The sequence below is a fragment of the Streptomyces sp. NPDC107454 genome (assembly GCF_055582885.1).
Genome location: NZ_JBVJPA010000005.1, coordinates 519,415 through 544,134, shown reverse-complemented (window position 1 = coordinate 544,134; position 24,720 = coordinate 519,415). Strand labels below are relative to the sequence as shown.

Annotated in this window: 21 protein-coding genes; 14 read left to right on the top strand and 7 right to left on the bottom strand. The window is 71.2% G+C overall.

Annotation, left to right across the window (positions count from 1 at the left end; genetic code table 11):
* The first annotated feature begins 21 nt into the window (after positions 1-21).
* Together ACZ69M_RS15415 and ACZ69M_RS15410 are read left to right on the top strand one after the other, a co-directional pair.
* On the top strand, positions 22-1,536 hold the full coding sequence (locus tag ACZ69M_RS15415) for a 3-hydroxyacyl-CoA dehydrogenase (protein ID WP_470050092.1): 1,515 nt from the start codon (positions 22-24) through the stop codon (positions 1,534-1,536).
* On the top strand, positions 1,533-2,123 hold the full coding sequence (locus tag ACZ69M_RS15410; RefSeq protein WP_470050090.1) for a TetR/AcrR family transcriptional regulator: 591 nt from the start codon (positions 1,533-1,535) through the stop codon (positions 2,121-2,123). The genes ACZ69M_RS15415 and ACZ69M_RS15410 overlap by 4 nt, the downstream gene beginning before the upstream one ends.
* 932 nt (positions 2,124-3,055) lie before the next feature.
* Here the strand turns inward: ACZ69M_RS15410 and ACZ69M_RS15405 are convergent.
* Positions 3,056-3,556, bottom strand: coding sequence for an Lrp/AsnC family transcriptional regulator (locus ACZ69M_RS15405; RefSeq protein ID WP_373306538.1), 501 nt, complete (start codon positions 3,554-3,556; stop codon positions 3,056-3,058).
* A 173-nt stretch (positions 3,557-3,729) separates the two neighbouring features.
* On the opposite strand from ACZ69M_RS15405, the gene pdhA (ACZ69M_RS15400) reads away from it, so the two are divergent.
* The 7 genes from pdhA (ACZ69M_RS15400) (at position 3,730) to ACZ69M_RS15370 (ending at position 11,923) form a co-directional block, all read left to right on the top strand.
* Entirely contained in the window at positions 3,730-4,872 is a 1,143-nt protein-coding gene (gene pdhA, locus ACZ69M_RS15400; RefSeq protein WP_470050088.1) for a pyruvate dehydrogenase (acetyl-transferring) E1 component subunit alpha, read from the top strand.
* Entirely contained in the window at positions 4,869-5,873 is a 1,005-nt protein-coding gene (locus tag ACZ69M_RS15395) for an alpha-ketoacid dehydrogenase subunit beta (RefSeq protein WP_054234200.1), read from the top strand. Before pdhA (ACZ69M_RS15400) ends, ACZ69M_RS15395 begins: the two co-directional genes overlap by 4 nt.
* Positions 5,873-7,264: a dihydrolipoamide acetyltransferase family protein gene (locus ACZ69M_RS15390; protein WP_470050181.1), complete on the top strand. Its 1,392-nt coding sequence runs from the start codon at positions 5,873-5,875 to the stop codon at positions 7,262-7,264. The genes ACZ69M_RS15395 and ACZ69M_RS15390 overlap by 1 nt, the downstream gene beginning before the upstream one ends.
* A 25-nt stretch (positions 7,265-7,289) precedes the next feature.
* Positions 7,290-8,207, top strand: a complete 918-nt coding sequence (locus ACZ69M_RS15385) for an NTP transferase domain-containing protein (RefSeq protein ID WP_470050086.1) — start codon at positions 7,290-7,292, stop codon at positions 8,205-8,207.
* Positions 8,204-9,598 (top strand): molybdopterin molybdotransferase MoeA, encoded by a 1,395-nt coding sequence (locus ACZ69M_RS15380; RefSeq protein WP_470050084.1) that lies wholly within the window; start codon positions 8,204-8,206, stop codon positions 9,596-9,598. Before ACZ69M_RS15385 ends, ACZ69M_RS15380 begins: the two co-directional genes overlap by 4 nt.
* A 51-nt stretch (positions 9,599-9,649) precedes the next feature.
* Entirely contained in the window at positions 9,650-10,747 is a 1,098-nt protein-coding gene (locus tag ACZ69M_RS15375) for a potassium channel family protein (RefSeq protein WP_470050082.1), read from the top strand.
* A gap of 186 nt (positions 10,748-10,933) precedes the next feature.
* Complete coding sequence (locus ACZ69M_RS15370; RefSeq protein WP_470050080.1) at positions 10,934-11,923, top strand: NAD(P)H-quinone oxidoreductase; 990 nt, start codon at positions 10,934-10,936, stop codon at positions 11,921-11,923.
* A gap of 98 nt (positions 11,924-12,021) precedes the next feature.
* Here ACZ69M_RS15370 and ACZ69M_RS15365 read toward each other — a convergent pair whose 3' ends face one another.
* Positions 12,022-12,516 carry a hypothetical protein gene (locus ACZ69M_RS15365; protein ID WP_470050078.1) on the bottom strand — a complete coding sequence of 165 codons (495 nt, stop codon included), beginning with the start codon at positions 12,514-12,516 and terminating at the stop codon, positions 12,022-12,024.
* A 124-nt stretch (positions 12,517-12,640) separates the two neighbouring features.
* Between ACZ69M_RS15365 and ACZ69M_RS15360 the strand changes: the two genes are divergently transcribed.
* On the top strand, positions 12,641-13,183 hold the full coding sequence (locus ACZ69M_RS15360) for a bacterial proteasome activator family protein (RefSeq protein WP_054234194.1): 543 nt from the start codon (positions 12,641-12,643) through the stop codon (positions 13,181-13,183).
* Between the two features lie 146 nt (positions 13,184-13,329).
* On the opposite strand, the gene ACZ69M_RS15355 is transcribed toward ACZ69M_RS15360, so the two are convergent.
* On the bottom strand, positions 13,330-14,964 hold the full coding sequence (locus ACZ69M_RS15355; protein ID WP_470050076.1) for a protein kinase domain-containing protein: 1,635 nt from the start codon (positions 14,962-14,964) through the stop codon (positions 13,330-13,332).
* Positions 14,965-15,399: 435 nt separating this feature from the next.
* Between ACZ69M_RS15355 and ACZ69M_RS15350 the strand changes: the two genes are divergently transcribed.
* Positions 15,400-16,971 (top strand): protein kinase domain-containing protein, encoded by a 1,572-nt coding sequence (locus ACZ69M_RS15350; protein WP_470050074.1) that lies wholly within the window; start codon positions 15,400-15,402, stop codon positions 16,969-16,971.
* A 96-nt stretch (positions 16,972-17,067) separates the two neighbouring features.
* Here ACZ69M_RS15350 and ACZ69M_RS15345 read toward each other — a convergent pair whose 3' ends face one another.
* From ACZ69M_RS15345 to ACZ69M_RS15335, 3 genes are all read right to left on the bottom strand, one after another.
* The gene (locus ACZ69M_RS15345; RefSeq protein ID WP_470050179.1) at positions 17,068-18,204 is read right to left on the bottom strand and encodes a phosphotransferase; all 1,137 of its coding nucleotides are present in this window, start codon (positions 18,202-18,204) and stop codon (positions 17,068-17,070) included.
* Between the two features lie 103 nt (positions 18,205-18,307).
* Positions 18,308-18,730: a pyridoxamine 5'-phosphate oxidase family protein gene (locus ACZ69M_RS15340; RefSeq protein ID WP_470050072.1), complete on the bottom strand. Its 423-nt coding sequence runs from the start codon at positions 18,728-18,730 to the stop codon at positions 18,308-18,310.
* Between the two features lie 137 nt (positions 18,731-18,867).
* The gene (locus ACZ69M_RS15335) at positions 18,868-19,536 is read right to left on the bottom strand and encodes a response regulator (protein ID WP_470050070.1); all 669 of its coding nucleotides are present in this window, start codon (positions 19,534-19,536) and stop codon (positions 18,868-18,870) included.
* Positions 19,537-19,916: 380 nt separating this feature from the next.
* Here ACZ69M_RS15335 and pdhA (ACZ69M_RS15330) point away from each other — a divergent pair, with 380 nt between their 5' ends.
* The 3 genes from pdhA (ACZ69M_RS15330) to ACZ69M_RS15320 are packed head-to-tail and all read left to right on the top strand — an operon-like array spanning position 19,917 to position 23,618.
* A complete protein-coding gene (gene pdhA, locus ACZ69M_RS15330; RefSeq protein ID WP_470050068.1) occupies positions 19,917-21,167 on the top strand; it encodes a pyruvate dehydrogenase (acetyl-transferring) E1 component subunit alpha in 1,251 nt (416 codons plus the stop codon).
* Between the two features lie 2 nt (positions 21,168-21,169).
* On the top strand, positions 21,170-22,150 hold the full coding sequence (locus ACZ69M_RS15325; RefSeq protein ID WP_470050066.1) for an alpha-ketoacid dehydrogenase subunit beta: 981 nt from the start codon (positions 21,170-21,172) through the stop codon (positions 22,148-22,150).
* Positions 22,151-22,160: 10 nt separating this feature from the next.
* Positions 22,161-23,618, top strand: a complete 1,458-nt coding sequence (locus ACZ69M_RS15320) for a dihydrolipoamide acetyltransferase family protein (RefSeq protein ID WP_470050064.1) — start codon at positions 22,161-22,163, stop codon at positions 23,616-23,618.
* Between the two features lie 101 nt (positions 23,619-23,719).
* Here the strand turns inward: ACZ69M_RS15320 and ACZ69M_RS15315 are convergent, their stop codons facing one another.
* Positions 23,720-24,616: a D-alanyl-D-alanine carboxypeptidase family protein gene (locus ACZ69M_RS15315; RefSeq protein WP_470050062.1), complete on the bottom strand. Its 897-nt coding sequence runs from the start codon at positions 24,614-24,616 to the stop codon at positions 23,720-23,722.
* Positions 24,617-24,720: the final 104 nt, after the last annotated feature.

Sequence of the window (24,720 nt, the reverse complement as noted above, 5' to 3'; positions counted from 1 at the left end):
CCGTGCGGGAGGATCGCGCACATGACAGCACTCGACCTCAGCAGCCCCGTGGCCGTCGTCGGCACCGGCACCATGGGCCAGGGCATCGCCCAGGTCGCGCTCGTCGCGGGCCACCCCGTGCGGCTCTACGACACGGTTCCCGGGCGTGCCGACGCGGCGGCCGAAGCGATCGGCGCGCGCCTCGACCGGCTCGTCGAGAAGGACCGGCTCGCCGCCGCCGACCGGGACGCGGCACGCGCCCGGCTGCACCCCGCGCACAGCCTCGACGAGCTGGCGGACTGTGCGCTCGTCGTCGAGGCGGTGCTCGAACAACTCGAGGCGAAACAGCAGCTGTTCCGCGAGCTCGAGGACGTCGTCGAGCACGACTGTCTGCTCGCCACCAACACCTCGTCGCTGTCCGTCACGGCCATCGGCGGCGCCCTGCGCAACCCCGGCCGGCTGGTCGGACTGCACTTCTTCAACCCGGCGCCGCTGCTGCCGCTGGTGGAGGTCGTCTCCGGGTACGCGAGCGACTTCTCGTCGGCCACGCGCGCGTACGAGACGGCACGCGCCTGGGGCAAGACTCCGGTCGCCTGCGCCGACACCCCCGGCTTCATCGTCAACCGCATCGCCAGGCCCTTCTACGCGGAGGCCTTCGCGGTGTACGAGGCGCAGGCCGCCGACCCCGCGACGATCGACGCCGTCCTGCGCGAGTCCGGCGGCTTCCGGATGGGGGCCTTCGAGCTGACCGACCTGATCGGCCAGGACGTCAACGAGTCCGTGACGCACTCCGTGTGGCAGTCCTTCTTCCAGGACGTGCGCTTCACGCCCTCGCTCGCCCAGCGGCGGCTCGTCGAGTCCGGCCGGCTCGGCCGCAAGACGGGGCACGGCTGGTACGACCACGGGGCCGACGCCGAGCGTCCGGAGCCGCACACCGCGGAGAAGGCGCAGGCACCCGTGTACGTCGTCGCCGAGGGTGATCTGGGTCCGGCCTCCGAACTGCTCACGCTGATCCGCGAGGCGGGCATCCAGGTCCGCGAGGACGAGGAGGACCACGGGACCCGCCTGGTGCTGCCCAGCGGCGGCCAGCTGGTCCTCGCCGACGGTCAGACGTCGGTCGAGTTCCGCGACGTCGTCTACTTCGACCTGGCGCTCGACTACCGCCGGGCGACCAGGATCGCCCTCTCCGCCTCCCAGGACACCGCCCCGCAGACCCTCTCCGAGGCCGTCGGCCTGTTCCAGGCGCTGGGCAAGACCGTCAGCGTCATCGGGGACGTACCCGGCATGATCGTCGCCCGGACCGTGGCGAGGATCGTCGACCTGGCGCACGACGCCGTCGCCAAGGGCGTCGCCACCGAGGAGGACATCGACACCGCGATGCGGCTGGGGGTCAACTACCCGCTGGGCCCCTTCGAATGGAGCCGCAGGCTCGGCCGGAGCTGGGCCTGTTCTCTCCTGGACGACCTGCACCAGCGCGATCCCTCCGGGCGCTACGCGCCCTCTCTCGCGCTCTACCGCCACGCGTACGCCACCGAGAAGCGCGAGGGAACCTCATGACCACCGCCAAGCGCGACACGTACACCCCCGAGAGCCTGCTCTCCGTCGCCGTCCAGGTCTTCAACGAGCGCGGCTACGACGGCACCTCCATGGAGCACCTCTCCAAGGCGGCCGGTATCTCGAAGTCTTCGATATACCACCACGTCACGGGCAAGGAGGAGCTGCTGCGCCGCGCCGTCAGCCGGGCCCTGGACGGGCTCTTCGGCATCCTCGACGAGGAGCACGCGCGCGTGGGGCGCGCGGTGGAGCGCCTGGAGTACGTCGTGCGGCGCATGGTCGAGGTACTCACCGCGGAACTCCCGTACGTGACCCTGTTGCTGCGCGTGCGTGGCAACACGGACACCGAGCGCTGGGCGCTGGAGCGGCGCCGCGAGTTCGACCACCAGGTGGCCGAGCTCCTGAAGGCCGCAGCCGCCGACGGGGACGTACGCGGCGACATCGAGGTCCGCCTCGCGACCCGCCTGGTCTTCGGAATGATCAACTCACTCGTCGAGTGGTACCGCCCCGACAGCCGAGGCATGGGCGAACGCGAGGTCGCCGACGCGGTGGCGCAACTGGTCTTCAGCGGCCTCAGAGACGAACGCTGACCCTCCGCCCCCCACTCCCACCCACGCCCCCTCACCCTTTCAGCCCCGCCCCACCCCACCCCCCTGAGACCCCGGCCCACCGCCCCGTGAACCCCTGCGACCCGTGCGCTCTCAGCCCCGGTCCTCCGCCCCCGGACCCTCGAACTCCGGCCCACCGGTCCCGGCCCACCGCCCCGTGGACCCTGCGACCTGTGGGCTCGCAGGCCCCGGTCCTCCGCCCCCGGGCCCTGGAACTCCGGCCCACCGGTCCCAGTCCACCGACCCGTGGACCCTGCGACCCGTGGGTCCTCAGGCCCCGGCCTTCCGCCCCCGGGCCCTTGAACTCTGGGCCATCGGTCCCGGCCCTCCGACGCGTGGGATCTCAGGCCCCGGCCCTCCGCCCCCGGGCCCTCGAACTCTGGGCCATCGGTCCCGGCCCTCCGACGCGTGGGATCTCAGGCCCCAGTCCTCCGCCCCCGGGCCCTCGAACTCTGGCCCACCGGTCCTAGCCCACCACCGCCCCGTGGACCCTGCGACCTGTGGGCTCGCAGGCCCCGGTCCTCCGCCCCCGGGCCCTCGAACTCTGGCCCACCGGTCCTAGCCCTCCGACGCGTGGGATCTCAGGCCCCAGTCCTCCGCCCCCGGGCCCCCGGACTCTGGGCCATCGGCCCCGCCCCTGGGCTCCCGGTCCTGGCTCTCCAACCCCTGGGCTCCTGGTCCTGGCTCTTCCGCCCCAGGCCTTGGTCGAGCCTTCGGCCTCTCGGGACGGGAGAGCCGGCCCCGAGGCGGGCTCAAGGGGACCGCGTCCCGGGGCCGGGCCCGGTGGCGAGGGGCCTGGCCGGTTTCCGTCGCCGGGTTTCCGGGCGGGGGTCCGGCCGCCGGGCCGAGGCTCCGGTCTCACGCCGCAGGTCCAAGACCGCCCCGGCGCCGGTCCCACGTCTCCCGCCGCCCCCTCACCCCTCAGGCTCGAGGTCCTCCTCCTCGAAGACCAGGAGTGTGCGGGTGCTGAGGACCTCGGGGATGGCCTGGAGGCGGGTGAGGACCAGTTCGCGCAGGGCCCTGTTGTCGGGGGTGTGCACCAGGAGCAGGACATCGAAGTCGCCGCCCACCAGGGCGATGTGGGAGGCGCCGGGCAGCACCCTGAGCTGCTCACGGACCGTGCGCCAGGAGTTCTGCACGATCTTGAGGGTGATGTACGCGGACGTGCCCTGCCCGGCGCGTTCGTGGTCGACGCGCGCCCCGAAGCCGCGGATCACACCGTCCTCGATGAGCCGGTTGATCCGCGCGTAGGCGTTGGCGCGGGACACATGCACCCGTTCGGCCACGGAGCGTATCGACGCGCGGCCGTCCGCCTGGAGCATCTGCAGGATGTCCTGATCGATGGCGTCGAGCGGACGGGCGGGCGGCGGGACGGGGCCGGCCTCCGACGGCTCGGCCATTTGTTCAGGTGCCATGTCCCCCCGCCTCCCTACCATGGACGTACTGCGTCCATCTCAGGCTGTGCAGAACCGTTTGTCCACAGCCTGGCGGTGCCTGTAGCCAAAATGTGCCGACGACCGAACAATCGGTAGGTGAGGCGCCTCACACCCGTGCAGCGCCCAAGCCGCTCCCACGAGGAGGTGCCGTCATGACGGTCATGGAGCAGCGAGGCGCTTACCGGCCCACACCGCCGCCCGCCTGGCAGCCCCGCACCGACCCCGCGCCGCTGCTGCCCGACGCGCTGCCCCACCGCGTCCTCGGCACCGAAGCCGCCGCGCAGGTCGACCCGGGCCTGCTGCGCCGTCTGTACGCGGAGCTGGTGCGCGGTCGTCGCTACAACGCGCAGGCCACCGCCCTCACCAAGCAGGGCCGCCTCGCCGTCTACCCGTCCAGCACCGGCCAGGAGGCCTGCGAGGTCGCCGCCGCACTCGTCCTCGAGGAGCGCGACTGGCTCTTCCCGAGCTACCGCGACACCCTCGCCGCCGTCGCCCGCGGCCTCGACCCCGTCCAGGCCCTCACCCTCCTGCGCGGCGACTGGCACACCGGCTACGACCCCCACGAGCACCGCATCGCACCCCTGTGCACCCCCCTGGCCACCCAGCTCCCGCACGCCGTGGGCCTCGCGCACGCCGCCCGCCTCAAGGGCGACGACGTGGTCGCGCTCGCCCTGGTCGGCGACGGCGGCACCAGCGAGGGCGACTTCCACGAGGCGCTGAACTTCGCGGCGGTCTGGCAGGCCCCGGTCGTCTTCCTCGTCCAGAACAACGGCTTCGCCATCTCCGTCCCGCTCGCCAAGCAGACCGCCGCCCCCTCCCTGGCCCACAAGGCCGTGGGCTACGGAATGCCCGGCCGACTGGTCGACGGCAACGACGCGGCGGCCGTGCACGAGGTCCTGAGCGACGCCGTGCGCCACGCACGCGCGGGAGGCGGCCCGACGCTGGTCGAGGCCGTGACGTACCGCATGGAAGCCCACACGAACGCCGACGACGCCACCCGTTACCGCGGCGACTCCGAGGTCGAGACCTGGCGGGCGCACGACCCGATCGCCCTCCTGGAGCGCGAGTTGACCGAGCGCGGCCTGCTCGACGACGACGGCATACGGGAGGCCCGCGAGGCCGCCGAGATCATGGCCGCCGACCTGCGCGCCCGCATGAACCAGGACCCGGTGCTCGACCCCATGGACCTCTTCGCCCACGTGTACGCCGAGCCCACACCGCAACTGCGCGAGCAGGAGGCGCTGTTGCGCGCCGAGCTCGCGGCCGAGGCCGAGTCGGAGGGTACGGCCCGATGACCACCGTCGCGCTCAAACCCGCCACCATGGCGCAGGCACTGACCCGCGCGCTCCGCGACGCCATGGCCGCCGACCCGACCGTCCATGTCATGGGCGAGGACGTCGGCACCCTGGGCGGCGTCTTCCGCGTCACCGACGGGCTCGCCAAGGAGTTCGGCGAGGACCGCTGCACGGACACCCCGCTCGCCGAGGCGGGCATCCTGGGGACGGCCGTCGGCATGGCCATGTACGGGCTCAGGCCGGTCGTGGAGATGCAGTTCGACGCGTTCGCCTACCCGGCGTTCGAGCAGCTGATCTCGCACGTGGCACGGATGCGCAACCGCACCCGCGGTGCCATGCCGCTCCCGATCACCATCCGGGTCCCGTACGGCGGCGGCATCGGTGGCGTCGAGCACCACAGCGACTCCTCCGAGGCGTACTACATGGCGACTCCGGGACTCCATGTCGTCACGCCCGCGACCGTCGCCGACGCCTACGGGCTGCTGCGCGCCGCCATCGCCTCCGACGACCCGGTCGTCTTCCTGGAGCCCAAGCGCCTGTACTGGTCGAAGGACTCCTGGAACCCCGACGAGCCGACGGCCGTCGACCCGATCGGCCGCGCGGTGGTGCGGCGCCCGGGCCGCAGCGCCACGCTCATCACGTACGGGCCGTCCGTGCCGGTCTGCCTGGAGGCGGCCGAGGCGGCGCGGGCCGAGGGCTGGGACCTCGAAGTCGTCGACCTGCGCTCGCTCGTGCCCTTCGACGACGAGACCGTGGCGGCATCGGTGCGGCGGACCGGACGCGCCGTCGTCGTGCACGAGGCCGGTGGTTACGGCGGCCCGGGCGGCGAGATCGCGGCCCGCGTCACCGAGCGCTGCTTCCACCACCTGGAGGCGCCGGTGCTGCGCGTCGCCGGATTCGACATCCCGTACCCGCCGCCGATGCTGGAGCGGCACCACCTGCCCGGCGTCGACCGGATCCTGGACGCCGTGGGGCGCCTGCAATGGGAGGCGGACAGCTGATGGCCCAGGTGCTGGAGTTCAAGCTCCCCGACCTCGGTGAGGGCCTCACCGAGGCGGAGATCGTCCGCTGGCTGGTGGAGGTCGGCGACGTCGTCGCCGTCGACCAGCCCGTCGTCGAGGTCGAGACGGCCAAGGCGATGGTCGAGGTCCCCTGCCCCTACGGAGGCGTGGTCACCGCACGCTTCGGCGAGGAGGGCACGGAACTGCCCGTGGGTTCACCCCTGTTGACCGTCGCGGTCGGCGCGCCGTCCTCCGGCGAAGAGACCGAGGGCTCCGGCAACGTGCTGGTGGGGTACGGCACCGGGGCACCGCCGGCGCGCCGCAGAAGGGTACGGCCGACCGCCGGGGCGAACACACCGCCCGTGGCGCACCCGCAGACCCGGCCCGCGCACCACCCCGCCGCCGACAACCACCCGGGCGCCGACAACCACGCGGGCTCCCCGGCGCGCGGACCCAGGCCGGCCCATGACCACATCGCGCCGGCGGTACGCGCCGACGGCCCCGTACCGGTGATCTCCCCACTCGTCCGCAGGCTTGCCCGGGAGAACGGCCTGGACCTGCGAACCCTGGTGGGCTCCGGCCCCGACGGGCTGATCCTGCGCTCGGACGTGGAGCACGCGTTGCGCTCGGCCGGCACTCCGGTCCGCCAGCCGGAAACCCCGCTCGCCCCGCACACCCCCGTGGCCCCCGCACCTGCCACGGCCGGCACCCGTATCCCCCTCCGCGGCATCCGCGGCACGGTCGCCGACAAACTCTCCCGCAGCCGTCGCGAGATCCCCGACGCGACCTGCTGGGTGGACGCCGACGCGACGGAACTCCTGTACGCGCGCAAGGCGATGAACGCCACCGGCGGTCCCAAGATCTCCCTGCTGGCGCTCCTCGCCCGCATCTGCACCGCCGCACTGGCCCGCTACCCGGAGCTCAACTCCACGGTCGACACGGAAGCCCGCGAGATCGTCCGCCTCGACCACATCCACCTGGGCTTCGCGGCACAGACCGAGCGCGGTCTCGTCGTCCCCGTCGTCCGGGACGCCCACACGCGCGACGCGGAATCGCTGAGCGCGGAGTTCGCCCGGCTGACCGAGGCCGCACGCACCGGCACGCTGACACCCGCGCAACTCACGGGCGGCACCTTCACGTTGAACAACTACGGAGTGTTCGGCGTCGACGGCTCCACACCGATCATCAACCACCCCGAGGCCGCCATGCTCGGCGTCGGCCGGATCGTCCCCAAGCCCTGGGTGCATGAGGGCGAGCTGGCCGTGCGCCAGGTCGTCCAGCTCTCGCTCACCTTCGACCACCGGGTGTGCGACGGCGGCACGGCGGGCGGCTTCCTGCGCCATGTGGCGGACTGCGTCGAACAGCCGGCGGTGCTCCTGCGTTCCCTGTGATCGCGGCGGCACGCATACTCGGGGGATGACCGCGTACGAGCCACCGGGCACCCCCGGCCCCGCCGCCCCGTACGACGCCGTCGTCCTCGCGGGCGGCGCCGCCCGCCGGCTCGGCGGAGCGGACAAGCCCGGTCTGCGCGTGGGCGGGCGCCCGTTGCTCGACCGGGTGCTCGCCGCCTGCGCCACCGCCACCACCACGGTGGTCGTCGCCGAGCCCCGAGAGACCGCGCGCCCCGTGGAGTGGGCGCGCGAGGAGCCGCCCGGCGGGGGGCCGCTCGCAGCGCTCGACGCCGGCCTGCGGCACACCTCCGCGGAACACGTCGTGGTGCTCTCCGCCGACCTGCCGTTCCTGGAGCAGGCGACGGTACGGCGCCTGCTGGACGCTCTGCGGACGGGCGACGCCCCCCAGGGTCCGGCGCGACCCGACGGCGTGCTGCTCACCGACCCCGACGGCCGCGACCAGCCGCTCGTGGCCGCCTACCGCGCGGACGCCCTGCGCCGGGAGCTGGCCGCGCTCGCCGTCGCCCACGGCGGAGTCACCGGGCTGCCGCTGCGGCGGCTCACCGCCGCGCTCGGCCTCACCCGCATCTCCGACCCCGTCGCGTCCTTCGACTGCGACACCTGGGACGACATTGCCGCCGCCCGGGCCCGCATCAGGGAGCATGGGAACGTGTTGGATGAATGGATTTCCGCAGTCAAGGACGAGCTGGGCATCGACCTGGACGTCGACACCGGCGCTCTGCTCGACGTGGCCCGCGACGCCGCGCACGGTGTGGCCCGGCCCGCGGCGCCGCTGACCACGTTCCTCGTGGGATACGCCGCCGCACAGGCCGGGGGAGGCCCCGAGGCCGTCGCGGAGGCATCCCGCAAGGCCGCGGCGCTCGCGCTCCGCTGGGCGGCCGAGGACACGCCCGACGCCAAGCCGACCCCCGACGCCGGATGAACGCGCCCCGCGCCCGGCCCCTCGGTCAGGACGCCGACGACCTCGACGTGGAGGAGGCCCTGGCCTTGGTCAAGGACCCCCGAGGAGCGTCCGACCCCCGGCACGGCCACGGCACCCCCGCGGTCCCCGCGCCCACATCGGAGGGCGAGAGCCGCCCCCACGCCCCCGACAGCGCCAAGGGCAAGGGCGACGGACACAGGGCCACCCCCTGGCCCCAGGCCCGTACGACCGCCGAGCGGGCCGCCCGGTCCGTCCCGCGGCGCGCCCCCGTCTCCGTGTCCCTGGACGCGGCCCTCGGTCTGGTCCTCGCCGCCCCGCTCGCCGCGCTCACCGACCTCCCCTCCTTCGACACCTCCGCGATGGACGGTTATGCGGTAGCCGGACCCGGCCCCTGGGACCTCCGCGAGGAGCGGGTACTCGCGGGCCACGCGAAGCCGGAGCCGCTCATCGACGGCGAGGCGGTGCGGATCGCCACCGGCGCGCGCATCCCGCAGGACGCCACCGCCGTGCTGCGCAGCGAGCACGGGCGCCTCGACGACAAGGGGCGGCTGCACGCCACCCGGGAGGCCGTGCACGGACAGGACATCCGGCCCCGTGGCCAGGAGTGCCGCAGCGGCGACCAGCTCCTGCCGGACGGTGCTCTGGTCACCCCCGCCGTGCTGGGCCTCGCCGCGGCCGCCGGATACGACACCCTCACCGTGATTCCCCGCCCCCGCGCCGAAGTCCTCGTCCTCGGTGACGAACTGCTCACCGAGGGGCTCCCCCAGGAGGGCCTGATCCGGGACGCGCTCGGGCCGATGCTGCCGCCCTGGCTGCGCTGGCTCGGTGTCGAGGTCCTCGCGGTACGCAGGCTGGGTGACGACGCCAAGGCTCTGCACAAGGCGATCACCCGGTCCGACGCCGACCTGATCGTCACGACCGGGGGCACCGCCTCGGGCCCCGTCGACCACGTCCACCCCACCCTGAGCCGCATCGGCGCCCAACTCCTCGTGGACGGCGTCAAGGTCCGCCCGGGTCACCCCATGGTCCTGGCCCGCACCAAGGAGAACCAGCACCTCGTCGGCCTGCCCGGCAACCCCCTGGCGGCCGTCTCCGGCCTGCTGACGCTCGCCGAGCCCCTCCTGCGCGTCCTGGCAGGTCGGTCGGCCCCGGAGCCGTACACGCTGCCCCTCCGCGACGCGGTCCACGGGCACCCGTACGACACCCGGCTCATCCCCGTCGTGGTGCGTGCCGACCGGGCCGTGCCGCTGCACTACAACGGTCCGGCCATGCTGCGGGGTGTCGCGGCGTCCGACGCCCTCGCGGTCGTACCACCCGGCGGCGCCCGTCCGGGCCAGGAGCTGGAACTCCTCGATCTGCCCTGGGCGTTGGCCGGTATGGGGAATGCCTGAGATGAGTGAGGGCATGGACCGGACGGTGAGCCGGATCGGGGAGTGTTTCACGTGAAACTGCCGGGCCATGACGCGATCGCCCGCCAGGCGGACGAGCATCTCGTGACCCACCAGGTGAAACTCCCGAGAAAAGTGGTGGAACGCCCCATCCGCCAGGTCGGCAAACGCCTGGCGATGGCCTTGTTCTTGCTCGCCGCGACCGCCTTCATCGTCTGGGCCGACCGCGACGGCTACCACGACAACGCGGGTGACGGCGTCGACTTCCTCGACTCCCTCTACTACGCCACCGTCACCCTCTCGACCACCGGATACGGCGACATCACCCCGGTCAGTGACGCCGCCCGGCTCACCAACATCTTCGTCATCACGCCGCTGCGCGTGCTGTTCCTGATCATCCTGGTCGGCACCACGCTCGAGGTCCTCACGGAACGCACCCGCGAGGAGTGGCGATTGAACCGCTGGAGGGCGGCTTTGCGCGACCACACCGTCGTTGTCGGGTTCGGGACCAAGGGGCGGTCGGCAGTGCAGACCGTCTGTGCGACCGGGCTGAAGAAGGAGCAGGTCGTGGTCGTCGACCCCAGCGCCAAGGCGGTCGAGGCGGCGACGGCCGAGGGGTACGCCGGGGTCATAGGAGACGCGACGCGCAGCGATGTGCTGATGCGGGCCGAGGTCCACAAGGCGCGGCAGATCATCATCGCGACCCAGCGCGACGACACGGCCGTGCTGGTCACGCTGACCGCACGTCAGCTCAACCGGCAGGCGAAGATCGTCGCCGCGGTGCGTGAGGAGGAGAACGCGCCGCTGCTCAAGCAGTCGGGTGCCGACGCCGTCATCACCAGTGCCAGCGCGGCCGGACGGCTCCTCGGGCTGTCCGTGCTCAGCCCCAGCGCCGGCATGGTCATGGAAGACCTCATCCAGCAGGGCAGCGGGCTCGACATCCTGGAACGGCCGGTCGTGAAGGCCGAGGTGGGCAAGGGCGTACGCGAGACGGACGACCTGGTGGTCAGCGTCGTACGGGGGCATCGCGTGCTCGGCTACGACGATCCGGCCATCGGGAAGCTCCAGTTGACCGACCGGCTCATCACGATCGTGCGGGTCACGCCAGGCACCCGAGTGGCACCGCACAGCCGACCGCTGCCCCAGGACTGAATCCTCGGGACTGATCCTTCGGGGCTGAACCCGCAGGGCTGAATCCCCGGACTCCCGCAGACATCCACCCAGCGTGCGGGGACCACGCGACCACCCTCGTCGTCGTCCGCCGGGCCGAGCGCCGGCAGCACGCCGCGGACGGTGCCCGCGGGCTTCTCACCATGAGCCGGGGGTAGCGTCAGCTTCATGAAGGCAGTGACGATCACCCAGCCCGGCGGCCCCGAAGTGCTCACCTGGACGGATGTGCCGGATCCCGTTCCCGGTGACGGGGAAGTCCTCGTCGAAGTAGTGGCCAGCGCCGTCAACCGCGCCGATCTGATGCAACGGCAGGGCTTCTACAACCCGCCGCCCGGCGCCTCCCCGTACCCCGGACTCGAATGCTCGGGCCGGATCGTCGAGATCGGCCCCGGAGTCTCCGGATGGGCCGTCGGCGACGAGGTCTGCGCGCTGCTCGCGGGCGGCGGATACGGCGAGAAGGTCGCCGTCCCGGCCGGCCAGCTGCTGCCCGTTCCCGAGGGCCTGGACCTCACGCGGGCGGCCGCGCTGCCCGAGGTGACCTGCACCGTCTGGTCCAACGTCTTCATGGTCTCCCACCTGCGTCCGGGCGAGACCCTGCTCGTGCACGGCGGCTCCAGCGGCATCGGCACCATGGCGATCCAGCTGGCGAAGGCCGTCGGTGCGAAGGTCGCCGTCACAGCCGGTACCAAGGAGAAGCTCGACTTCTGCGCCGAGCTCGGCGCGGACATCCTCATCAACTACCGCGAGCAGGACTTCGTCGAGGAGATCGAGCGGGCCACGGGCGGCTCGGGCGCCGACGTCATCCTCGACAACATGGGCGCGAAGTACCTCGACCGGAACGTGCGGGCCCTCGCGGTCAACGGACGGCTCGCGATCATCGGTCTGCAGGGCGGTGCCAAGGGGGAGCTGAACATCGGCGCGCTCCTCACGAAGCGTGCCGCGATCAGCGCCACCTCGCTGCGTGCCCGCCCGCTCGGCGAGAAGGCGGCGATCGTCTCGGCCGTGCGCGAGCACGTGTGGCCGCTGATCGCCTCCGGCCATGTGCGGCCGGTCGTCGACCGCGAGCTGCCGATGAGCGAGGCGGCGACGGCCCACCAGGTCCTGGAGGAGAGCGGTCACATCGGCAAGGTCCTTCTCGTGGTCCCCGGCAAGGACTAGGAAAGGACCAGAAGGCCAGAAGGCCAGAAGGCCAGAAGGCCAGAAGGCCAGAAGACCAGGAAAGGACCGGGACGGGACCAGGTCCTCGGGCCATCCGCTCAGCCGCGGCGCTGGCGCAGGGCGAGGAAGGCGAGGCCCAGGCCGAGGCCGATGAGGATCAGCCCACCGCCGAGGGGCAGGATCTTGAGGACCGGTTCCGGGGCGGTCGCCGGGCCGACCTCGTCGTGCTGGACGGGCACGGACGCGGGCGGTGACGGCTCCGGGCCGTCCGACGCGGCGTCCTCCCCGGCGGGGTCGCGGTCCGTGTACGTCGGCGCGGTGTCCTCGTGGTTCCCGCTTCCGTCCTCGTCCCGCGCCGTGGGCTCCTCGCGCCCCGGATGCGTACGGCCCACGCCCGCGTCGCTCCCCGCGAGGGAGGCGCGGGCGCTCGGGGCGGGATCGGCGGCGTACGACACCGTGTACGGGACGGCGGGCGAGACGGCGTACGAAGGGGATATCGCGCCGGTCGTCAGGACGAGCAGCAGTCCGGTCACATGGAGCGCGCTGAGCCGTGGAGTCACGTGGGTGGCCCCCTCCCAGGTGAGGAGTCCCATGATCAATGGGGCAAGCCTCACATGACCCCTTGTTCCCGGCATCTCGACGGTCACCTGAACGGTGGATCACGCTGTATGGGGGGCACCACCGTGATGGGGTGGAGGTGTGCGAGAGAATGGCGGCATGGAGATGCCGAGGAACGAAAGGTCGCCGGAGAACCCCCAGATCCTGGTCGTGGGCCAGGACGGGATGGCTCTCGGCGGCACCGGTGACGAGGACTCCCGCGAGGTCCCGGTGACAGAGATGGTCGAACAGCCCGCCAAGGTCATGCGTATCGGGAGCATGATCAAGCAACTTCTCGAAGAGGTGCGCGCCGCACCTCTGGACGAGGCGAGCCGGGTCCGGCTCAAGGAGATCCACGCCAGCTCCGTGAAGGAGCTGGAGGACGGCCTGGCGCCCGAGCTGGTCGAAGAGCTGGAGCGGCTCTCGCTGCCCTTCACGCACGACGCGACCCCCAGTGACGCCGAGCTGCGCATCGCGCAGGCGCAGCTGGTGGGCTGGCTCGAGGGCCTCTTCCACGGGATCCAGACGACCCTGTTCGCCCAGCAGATGGCGGCCAGGGCCCAGCTGGAGCAGATGCGCCGCGCGCTCCCGCCGGGCGTCGGCGGCCTGGACGGCGACGAGGACCCGCGCGCGGGCGGCCGCTCCGGCGGTCCGTACCTGTAGCCCCGGGCGACCCCTTCTCTCGAATTCTCTCGAGTTCTCACGAAACGGGCCCGGCACGTGAAGTGCCGGGCCTGTCTTATGGACGCTTATGCGCGCTATGGGTGCTCGTGAGTGTTACGGGATATTGAGGGATTGTGTGTGGCGGTTCAGGCCGGGTTGCCCGAAGAGACGCTCAGCTCGATGTCCGGCATGTTCTTGGGATCGACGTCCTCGTCCGCGGACGGGAACTGATCCATGATCGTGTCCTGGCCGTAGGTGTTCTCGTCGACGCGCTTGATCTTCATGTGCCAGCCCGCGGCCTGGAAGCAGGACTTCACGGACGTCAGGTTCTTGTACTGGAAGTCCGGAATCTTGATCTTGTTCGGGTCGTTGTACGACTCCTGCGGAGACGTGCACTTCTCCTTGTCGATCGTCTTCGACGTGTCCGGACCCTTGTGTCCCGCCACCACGGACGGCGAGGGGCTGTTGCCGCCGCCTCCCTGGTCGTCGCCGCCGTTGTTCAGCGCGAGGGCGGTGATCAGACCGCCGATCGCGACGAGCGCGACCACGATCGAGCCGACGACGACCGCCTTGTTGCCCTTGCGGCCACCGGAACCGCCCGGGCCGCCCGGAACGGCGGTCTGGGGCTGGGGCGCGAGGTGGTACGGCGGCGGGGTCGACATGCCCTGCTGGGGGGCGTACACCGGGGCCCCCGGCGTCGGGTAGCCCCCCTGCTGCGGATACCCGTACGCCTGGGACGGCGCGGGCGGCGGGGTCGGTGCCCCGTAGGGATTGGGCTGGTACGGCGTCTGCACGGGGCCCGGGGCCGGCATCGCCTGGTCGACGGGCGGGAAGACGGCCGAGCCGACGCCCGCTCCGCTCGACGTCCTGGCCCCCGGCACGATGCTCGGCGCGGCGGCCTGCAGCGACTGGGACACCCGCAGGCACTCGTCGCGCATGGTCTCGGCGCTCGGGAAACGCTCGTTCGGGTTCTTCTTCAGCGCGCGGGCGATCAGCGCGTCCACCGCCGGGGGCAGTGAGCGGTTGATCGAGGAGGGCGTGACCGGCTCCTCCTGGACATGCGCGTAGGCGATGGCCAGCGGCGAGTCGGCCTCGAACGGCAGCCGCCCGGTGACCAGTTGGAACAGCATGATGCCGACCGAGTAGAGGTCGGACCGGGCGTCCACGCCCCGGCCGAGCGCCTGCTCCGGAGAGAGGTACTGCGGGGTGCCGACGACCATGCCGGTCTGCGTCATCGAGGTGACGCCGGACTGCATGGCGCGGGCGATGCCGAAGTCCATCACCTTGACGACGCCCCGCTTCGTCATCATCACGTTGCCCGGCTTGATGTCCCGGTGAACCAGGCCCATCTCGTGACTGATCTCCAGGGCCGCCAGCACGTCCGCGGTGATCTTCAGGGCCTTGTCGGCCGGCATGGCGCCGTGCTGCGCGATGTCCTGGTCGAGCACGGAGCCGAGCGGGCGGCCCTCGACGTACTCCATGACGATGTACGGCGTCGTCATGCCGCCCAGTTCGTCCTCGCCGGTGTCGAAGACCGAGACGATGTTCGTGTGCGTGAGTTTCGCCACCGCCTGGGCCTCACGGCGGAAGCGCTCGCGAAAGGCCTGCTCGCGGCCGAGCTCGGTGTGCAGTGTCTTGATCGCGACCTGGCGGTCGAGCACCGAGTCGTAGGCGAGGTGCACCGAGGCCATGCCGCCTTCGCCGAGCAGATCACGCAGCTGGTAGCGGCCGCCGGCGACCGCGCGTCCCGCGTACCGGCCCTGTGCGCCGTCCTGGCTCATGTTCTGCGTCCCCCATTGGCGCGGATTGTTCTGCCTGTGCTGCGAGCTGTCCTGCACGCGCTCCGCGCGGTCGTGCGGTGATCCGCGCGGTGAACTGCGCTGTGATCCGTACCGAGTCCGTCCGGGTCCGTGCTGTGATCGATCTGTGTCTCAGTGATCGATTGGCTGATTCCCGGCCAAGTCTGCCGTAGGGCACTGACACGTCAAGCGCGGTGCCCGTTCCGTGACTGTCTGCGAAAGAAGCGTCGCGGAAGCGTTACAGGTGGCGTACGAGCGGTACACAGAATTTGCATGTCGACGCCCTGGACAGGTTTCATGGCCGGTCCATCTCACGTCCATCTCGGGCCGGAGCCTTGCGCGGAGCCTGTAGCGTGGCCCGACGGAGACCGTAACAACCACCGCGCAGACCGCGGGCAGAAACGACGGCGAGGACTGATGGCACAGCAGCAGCGCGCTCAGGGCCCGTCCGACCCCGAGGCGACTGGCGGCGGTATGTCAGATGCGCCGGAGATGTGGGGTAATGGCGGACTTGTGGGGGACGGCCGATACCGGCTGACCCACAGACTAGGCCGGGGCGGCATGGCCGAGGTGTTTGCGGCCGAGGACGTGCGCCTCGGGCGCACCGTCGCGGTCAAGCTGCTCCGCTCCGACCTGGCCGAGGACCCGGTGTCCAAGGCCCGCTTCACGCGTGAGGCGCAGTCGGTGGCCGGACTCAACCACCACGCCGTCGTCGCCGTGTACGACTCGGGCGAGGACGTCGTCGGCCACGCGACCGTGCCGTACATCGTGATGGAGCTCGTCGAGGGCCGCACGATCCGCGACCTGCTGATCAACGCCGAGGCCCCCGGGCCCGAGCAGGCGCTGATCATCGTGTCCGGTGTCCTGGAGGCGCTCGCCTACTCGCACCAGCACGGCATCGTGCACCGCGACATCAAGCCGGCGAACGTGATCATCACGAACACCGGTGCGGTGAAGGTGATGGACTTCGGCATCGCGCGCGCCCTGCACGGCGCGCAGTCGACGATGACCCAGACCGGCATGGTCATGGGCACACCGCAGTACCTCTCCCCGGAGCAGGCCCTCGGCAAGGCCGTCGACCACCGCTCCGACCTGTACGCGACCGGCTGTCTGCTGTACGAACTGCTCGCGCTGCGGCCCCCGTTCACCGGCGAGACGCCGCTGTCGGTGGTCTACCAGCACGTCCAGGACATCCCGGTGCCCCCCTCCGAGGTCGCGCACGGCGCGCCGCCGGAGCTCGACGGGCTCGTCATGCGCTCCCTCGCGAAGGAGCCGGACGACCGGTTCCAGACCGCCGAGGAGATGCGCGGCCTTGTCCAGTACGGGCTGCAGATGCTGTACGACCAGGGCGGGCACACCGGCACCTGGAACACCGGCCCGGTCGCCATGCACGAGGGATTCCACACCCCGGCGTCCGGCTTCGCGGGGACGACCGCGCTGCCGCACCCCGGTGAGTCCGGTACCACGCAGATCCCGGCGCCGATCATCCCGCCGTACGGCAACGGCGGGGACGACGGCGGCTTCGAGGGGCACGGCAACCGCGGCAGCGGCCGCGGCAAGCTGTGGATCCTCGCGGTCCTCGCGGTGATCGCGATCGCGGCGGGCGTCGCGCTCGCGCTCCACAACACCGGTGGCGGCGGGAGCGGCGGGAGCGGTACGACCCAGTCGCCGAGCACCACGCCGTCCGCCACGGAGGACCAGCCCAGCGCGAGTCCCAGCGACAGCCCCACGGACACCGCGACGGACGATTCCACGGACGACAACACCAGCTCGGGCGGCGGTTCGGACTACACGCCGTCCTACACGCCGTCCCCGAGCTACAGCAGCCAGCCCTCGAACCAGCCGTCGAACACGGCCACGGACACGACGCCGACGGACACGACGCCGACGGACCCGGCGACCCAGAGCCAGGATCCGCCGACGCCGGTCGATCCGACGGACGGCGGCGCCGCCGGCGGCGACAGCCAGGGCAGCTCGACGGGCCCTTGAGGGACACCGACGGAAACGTCGGCCACGCGCGCGTGAAGCCCGAACCCGAAACGGGCGCCACGCGCGCGTGGTGTTTTCCCCGACCGGTGTCGGTGATCAGCCCGCGAACGCCTCGCACACCGTGTCGTACTGTCTCGTCCACCACACGGCCAGCGCCGAGGCCGCCGGGAACTGCGGATCGGCGCGGGTGTCGCCGCGCTCGTAGTGCCAGCGCAGCATCCAGAAGTCGTTGAGGCGTTCCCACCACACCCGGTGCACGGCGGCCGCCAGCTCGGCGGGTCCGGCGCCCGCGGTACGCCGGTACGCGCGCGCGTAGGCCCGCACCTTCGCCAGGTCCAGCGCGCCGACGGGACGTACGAAGAAGATCACCGCGGCGCGTACGGCCTCCTCGGCACGGGGATGGACGCCCAGCCGGTCCCAGTCGACGATCGCGGCCGGTTCGCCGTCGCGGTAGAGCAGGTTGAAGGGGTGGAAGTCGCCGTGCACCCAGCCCACCGAGCCGCCCTGCGGGGGCCGTCGGTCGGCATGCCGCTCCAGGAGGGCGCGCCGCTCCAGGAGCCGGTGCCGGGCCAGCTCGTCGAAGGCGTCGTACGGGCGGTGGCGGCGTACCTGGGCGAGCAGGCGGTCGATGAGTGCGAAGGTGTCCGCGGGGTCGGCTCCCCGGGCCGGATCGACCCCTTCCGCCGCCGCTGAGCCTCCCGCGCCGGCCCTCGCCGAGCCCCCCGCCCCTGCCGAGCCTCCCTCACCTGCCGAGCCTCCCGCACCCGCCGATCCGTCCGTCGCCCCGGTGACGTCGGTCGCTCTCGCCGGAGTGCGACCCTGCGTCGGCATCACCCGCTCCAGGCTCGCGTGGACGACGCCCAGGAGCGCCCCCAGCCGTGCGCACTGCCGGGTGGTGAGCTGGCCGCCGTGCCGGTGCCGGCCGTCGATCCAGGGGTGCAGCGCGTACGCGTGGCCCCCGATGACGGCGACGGTACGCCCGTCGGTGCCGGTCAGCGGCGGGGCGACGGGGACGCCGAGGTCGGCGAGACGCTGGGTCGCTCGGTGCTGGCGGGCGATCGCGGCCGGGTCGGCGGTCGCGGGGTCGAAATGGTGCTTGAGGAAGTAGCGGCCGCGGGTGGTGCGCAGTCGGTAGCCGCGGTTGAGCAGCCCCTGTTCGACGGGGTCGCAGGTCAGCGCGGACCCGGCGGCGTACTGGCGGAGGAGGGCGCCCAGAGGGGGCGCGTGAGACACCGGGGGTGGTGCGGATAGGCGCGGCACGCGCCAGATGCTAGGGCACGAGCCGGTCCTCTGACCTCGGGTTTGTCACAGACAGTCGTCTTCGATCACGGGACAGTCACAGGGCGCGCCGGAACTGGCGTTCCATGGCATCGTCCGTGGAATGGACGGTGCAGAACTGGGGCTCGATGCTCAGATGGACCGGGTCGAAGGGCTCGCCGTCCATGAACCGCGGCGCGGGCCCGAACAGCTCGCGGTGGGACGCGGTGGGCTCCACGGCCTCACAGCGGCCCACGATCTGTACGGACCACACGCTCTCGCCGGGCTTTGCCGTGGCCAGGTTGTCGGTGCCGTAGGCGACGACGCTCCCGAGGCAGGCCCGGTGGTAGCCGCAGCCCCGGTGCAGGCGCAACAGGACGCGGCCGTCCACCACGACATGGCGGGCGAGGGTGAGGAAGGGCATGGCGCGCAGGCTGGCGGCCAGCCGGCCGTGGTCGGTACGGCCGAGGAGTTCCACGGCGAGCTCGTCGTCGATGGGCATGCCCTCAATTTCCGACACCCTGAAGGCCTCGGAAAAGAGGCACCCGCCCCTTGAAGAGGGGGCCGAAGGTCCCGAAATACAAGGAGGGCGGTATCGGCGGCTCCGCGCTCGGTGAGCCGTGTTCTTCGGTGCCGCGCTCAGTGGTGCTGCTTCTCTGCCTGGATGCGCGCCACATAGGCGGCGGCCTGTGAGCGCCGTTCCATGCCCAGTTTGGACAGCAGGCTCGACACGTAATTCTTGATCGTCTTTTCGGCGAGATGCAGCCGCTCGCCTATCACGCGGTTGGTGAGGCCCTCGCCGATCAGGTCGAGGACCTTGCGCTCCTGCTCGGTGAGGTGTCCGAGCTTGTCGCTGTCCCTGGCACTGCCGCCGCCGCGCCGCAGCCGCTCCAGGACCTGGGCGGTGGCCACGGGGTCGAGCAGCGACCTGCCGGCCGCGACATCGCGTACGGCCGAGAGCAGTTCGGCGCCGCGGATCGCTTTCAGCACATAGCCCGACGCGCCCGCCATGATCGCGTCGAAAAGCGCCTCGTCGTCGGCGAAGGAGGTCAGCATCAGGCACTTGATGTCCGCGTTCAGCGACCGGATCTCGCGGCAGACCTCCACTCCGCTGCCGTCCGGGAGCCGTACGTCCAGGACCGCGACGTCCGGGGCCGTGGCCGGGATCCGCGCCAGCGCGTCGGCCGCCGTGCCGGCCTCGCCGACGACCTCGATGTCGTCCTCGCCCGAAAGCAACTCATGGACACCGCGGCGTACCACTTCGTGATCGTCGAGGAGAAATACGGTAATTTTTCCACTTTCGGGCACAAAGGCAGTGTCACACACCACCCTTGGCCCTGCCCGGGGTGAACTCTTCCCGTGCCTGGGGTGACCGGGATAACGTGCCCGTGTTCCGGCCCCCTGCGAGGCTGTGACCAGTGCTGTGACCAGCGACTGTTCCCGAGCTGCGTGCATTACTTGGAAATCCGACTAATAAATAGTGGGAAGTCCAAGCAAAAACGCAGGTCAGGAGGGGTTTCACAGAATTGTGGAGCACTGGGTAACGTGGCCGTTGCAGGGCGCTCGCCGGGGCACCTGTCACGCCTGTTCCCGGCCGAGTGCACCCACCCCGTGCACGGGTACTTGGAACAGGCGAGCCGCACTGGCCACCCGGCAACCCCGGGGGCCGGACCGACGGAGGAGCACACGTGACCGTGGAGAGCACTGCCGCGCGCAAGCCGCGACGCAGCGCCGGTACGACCGCTGCGAAAAGCGGCGCCAGTACGACCGGTACGAAGAGCGCCGCGCCCAAGCGCACCAGCGCGGCCGGCAAGAAGTCACCGGGCGTACCCGGCGCACCTGGCGCATCGGGCCCCGGTCCCGAGCTCGTCCAGCTGCTGACGCCGGAGGGCGAGCGGGTCAAGGACGCCACGTACGACCCGTACGTCGCCGACATCACCCCCGAAGAGCTGCGTGGTCTGTACCGGGACATGGTGCTGACCCGTCGCTTCGACGCCGAGGCCACCTCCCTGCAACGCCAGGGCGAGCTGGGCCTGTGGGCCTCGCTGCTCGGCCAGGAGGCCGCCCAGATCGGCTCCGGGCGGGCCACCCGCGAGGACGACTACGTCTTCCCGACCTACCGTGAGCACGGCGTCGCATGGTGCCGCGGGGTCGACCCGACCAACCTGCTCGGCATGTTCCGGGGTGTGAACAACGGCGGCTGGGACCCGAACAGCAACAACTTCCACCTGTACACGATCGTCATCGGCTCGCAGACGCTGCACGCCACCGGCTACGCCATGGGCGTCGCCAAGGACGGCGCGGACTCGGCCGTGATCGCGTACTTCGGGGACGGCGCCTCCAGCCAGGGCGACGTCGCTGAATCGTTCACCTTCTCCGCGGTCTACAACGCCCCGGTCGTGTTCTTCTGCCAGAACAACCAGTGGGCGATCTCCGAGCCGACCGAGAAGCAGACCCGCGTCCCGCTCTACCAGCGCGCGCAGGGCTACGGCTTCCCGGGCGTCCGGGTCGACGGCAACGACGTCCTGGCCTGTCTGGCGGTCACCAAGTGGGCGCTGGAGCGGGCCCGCCGCGGCGAGGGCCCCACTCTCGTGGAGGCGTACACCTACCGCATGGGCGCGCACACCACCTCCGACGACCCGACCAAGTACCGGGCCGACGAGGAGCGCGAGTCGTGGGAGGCGAAGGACCCGATCCTGCGCCTGCGCGCGTACCTGGAGGCTTCAAACCACGCGGACGAGGGATTCTTCGCGGAACTTGAGGCCGAGAGCGAGGCGTTGGGCAAACGAGTACGCGAAGTCGTCCGCGCCATGCCGGACCCGGACCACTTCGCCATCTTCGAGAACGTGTACGCCGACGGGCACGCGCTCGTCGACGAGGAGCGGGCCCAGTTCGCCGCCTACCAGGCGTCGTTCGCGGATGAAGGGGAGGGCAAGTAGCGATGGCTGCGGAAAAGATGGCGTTGGCCAAGGCGATCAACGAGTCGCTGCGTACGGCCCTCGACGCCGACCCCAAGGTCCTGATCATGGGTGAGGACGTCGGCAAGCTCGGCGGTGTCTTCCGGGTCACCGACGGGCTCCAGAAGGACTTCGGCGAGGACCGGGTCATCGACACCCCGCTCGCGGAGTCGGGCATCGTCGGCACGGCGATCGGTCTCGCGCTGCGCGGCTACCGGCCGGTGGTGGAGATCCAGTTCGACGGTTTCGTCTTCCCGGCGTACGACCAGATCGTCACGCAGCTCGCGAAGATGCACGCGCGGGCGCTGGGCAAGATCAAGCTTCCCGTCGTGATCCGGATTCCGTACGGCGGTGGCATCGGCGCGGTCGAGCACCACTCCGAGTCCCCCGAGGCGCTGTTCGCGCACGTGGCGGGCCTGAAGGTGGTCTCTCCGTCGAACGCGTCGGACGCCTACTGGATGATGCAGCAGGCCATCCAGAGCGACGACCCGGTGATCTTCTTCGAGCCGAAGCGGCGTTACTGGGACAAGGGCGAGGTCACCACCGACGCGATTCCCGGACCGCTGCACAAGGCGGTCGTGGCGCGCCAGGGCAGCGATCTGACGCTCGCCGCCTACGGCCCGATGGTGAAGGTCTGCCTGGAGGCGGCCGCGGCGGCCCAGGAGGAGGGCAAGTCGATCGAGGTCCTGGACCTGCGCTCGATGTCCCCGATCGACTTCGACTCCGTCCAGGCCTCGGTGGAGAAGACCCGCCGTCTGGTCGTGGTGCACGAGGCCCCGGTCTTCCTCGGTACGGGCGCGGAGATCGCCGCCCGCATCACGGAGCGGTGTTTCTACCACCTGGAGGCACCCGTCCTGCGGGTGGGCGGCTATCACGCCCCCTATCCGCCGGCGCGCCTGGAGGAGGAGTACCTTCCGGGCCTGGACCGGGTGCTCGACGCCGTCGACCGCTCACTGGCGTACTGAGGAGAGGGTCGTGACGACGATGACTGAGAACGCGTCGGGGCTCCGCGAGTTCAAGATGCCCGACGTGGGCGAGGGGCTCACCGAGGCGGAGATCCTCAAGTGGTACGTCCAGCCCGGTGACACGGTCACCGACGGCCAGGTCGTCTGCGAGGTCGAGACCGCCAAGGCCGCCGTGGAACTGCCCATCCCCTACGACGGCGTGGTGCGCGAACTCCACTTCCCCGAGGGGACGACGGTGGACGTGGGCCAGGTGATCATCGCGGTGGACGTGGCCGGCGGGTCGGCGCCCACCGGGCAGGCCCCCGCCGCCGTGGAAGCCCCCGTGGCCGAGACGCCCGCCGCTCCCCCTGCCCAGGTGCCGGTCGCCGAGGAACCCAAGCCCGAGGGCCGCACGCCGGTCCTTGTCGGGTACGGGGTGTCCGAGGCCTCCACGAAGCGCCGCCCCCGCAAGGGTGCCGAGGTCCCGGCCCAGCAGCCCGAGACGTTCCTGGCGGCCACCGCGATCCAGGGCGAGCTCAACGGCCACGGCCGCGGGTCCGCGCCGGTCGGGCAGCGCCCGCTCGCCAAGCCCCCGGTCCGCAAGCTCGCCAAGGACCTCGGCGTCGACCTGGCCATGATCACGCCGTCGGGCCCGGACGGCATCATCACGCGCGAGGACGTGCACGCGGCGGTCGCACCGGCTCCGGCCCCGGAGCAGCCGGCGGTGCCGGCGCCGCCGGTTCCCGCCCAGGCCCAGGCTCCCGCTCCGGTCGTCGCGTACGACACGGTGCGTGAGACGCGTATCCCGATCAAGGGGGTCCGCAAGGCCACGGCCGCCGCGATGATCGGTTCGGCGTTCACCGCGCCGCACGTCACCGAGTTCGTGACGGTCGATGTGACGCGCACGATGAAGCTCGTCGAGGAGCTCAAGCAGGACAAGGAGATGCAGGGCCTGCGGGTCAACCCGCTCCTGCTCATCGCCAAGGCCCTGCTGGTCGCCATCAAGCGCAACCCGGACGTCAACGCGTCCTGGGACGAGGCGGCCCAGGAGATCGTGCTCAAGCACTACGTGAACCTGGGCATCGCCGCCGCCACCCCGCGTGGTCTGATCGTCCCGAACATCAAGGACGCCCACACCAAGACGCTCCCCCAACTCGCCGGGTCCCTGGGCGAGCTGGTGGCCACGGCCCGTGAGGGCAAGACCTCACCCGCCGCGATGCAGGGCGGCACGGTCACGATCACGAACGTCGGCGTCTTCGGCGTCGACACCGGCACGCCGATCCTCAACCCCGGCGAGTCGGCGATCCTCGCGATCGGCGCGATCAAGCTCCAGCCCTGGGTCCACAAGGGCAAGGTCAAGCCCCGCCAGGTGACGACGCTCGCGCTGAGCTTCGACCACCGCCTGGTCGACGGCGAACTGGGCTCCAAGGTCCTGGCCGACGTGGCGGCGATCCTGGAACAGCCGAAGCGGCTGATCACCTGGGCGTGAGCGCCGGCGCGTAGTCGGCGCGCAGCATGACGAAGGGGGCCCGTCGCGTTCGGCGACGGGCCCCCTTCGGCTGTGGTGCCCGGGAACTGCTCTGTCCGGAACTACTTGGCGAAGCCGTAGTTCAGGAGCTTGGTGGCGTCCGTGGCGCGCTGGGTGATCGAGGTCGACGCGAGGACCGTGCCGATGATCGTCTTGCCGTTGCGGGTGGCCGCGAAGACGAGGCAGTACTTGGCCTCGGGGCCGGAGCCGGTCTTCACGCCGATGGTGCCGCTGTAGCTGCTGAGCAGCGTGTTCGTGTTGGTCCACGCCGCCATGGTGCGGGTGCTGCCGGTCTTCGTGACGGTCTTCGCCGTGTACGACTTGGTCTTCACGACCGTGCGGAACGTGGTGCTCTTCATCGCACTGCTGGCGAGCTTCGTCAGGTCGCGCGGCGTCGAGTAGTTGTTGCCGTTGCCGATGCCGTCGAACGAGTCGAACTTCGTGTTCGTCATGCCGAGGCTCCTCGCGGTGGTGTTCATCTTGCCGATGAACGACTTCACGCGAAGGGCACGGGTCGAGCCCGAGCCGAACTTGTCGGCGAGTGCGTAGGCGGCGTCACAGCCGGACGGCAGCATCAGACCGTAGAGCAGCTGACGGACGGTGACCTTGTCGCCGACGATCAGGTGGGCGGAGGACGCGGTGTTGGCGACGATGTAGTCGCTGTACGCCTTCTGGATCGTGACCTTGGCGTCGAGGTTGAGGTTCGGCTGCGAGAGCACGACCTTGGCGGTCATGATCTTGGTGGTGGAACCGGTGGAACGCTTGGTGTCCGCAGCCTTGGTGTACAAGGTCTTGGCCGTGCCGTTGTTCATCACGTAGCCGCCGGCGGCGGCGATGGAGGGCGTCGTGACGGCCCCTGCGGGGGCGGCCCCGAAGGCTCCGGCCGCCAGTACGGCGCCGGTGGTAACGGTGACAGCGGCGGCTCGGCGGAAACGCGTGCCCTTAATGCCGGTAATCAAAATGAACGCTCCGAATGCGCGAAATGCCCCTGGGAGAACGGCACATGGCAGTGCCGTCTTACGTACGGACTCGTGAGGGACCCAAAGGGATGCACGGAAGATGG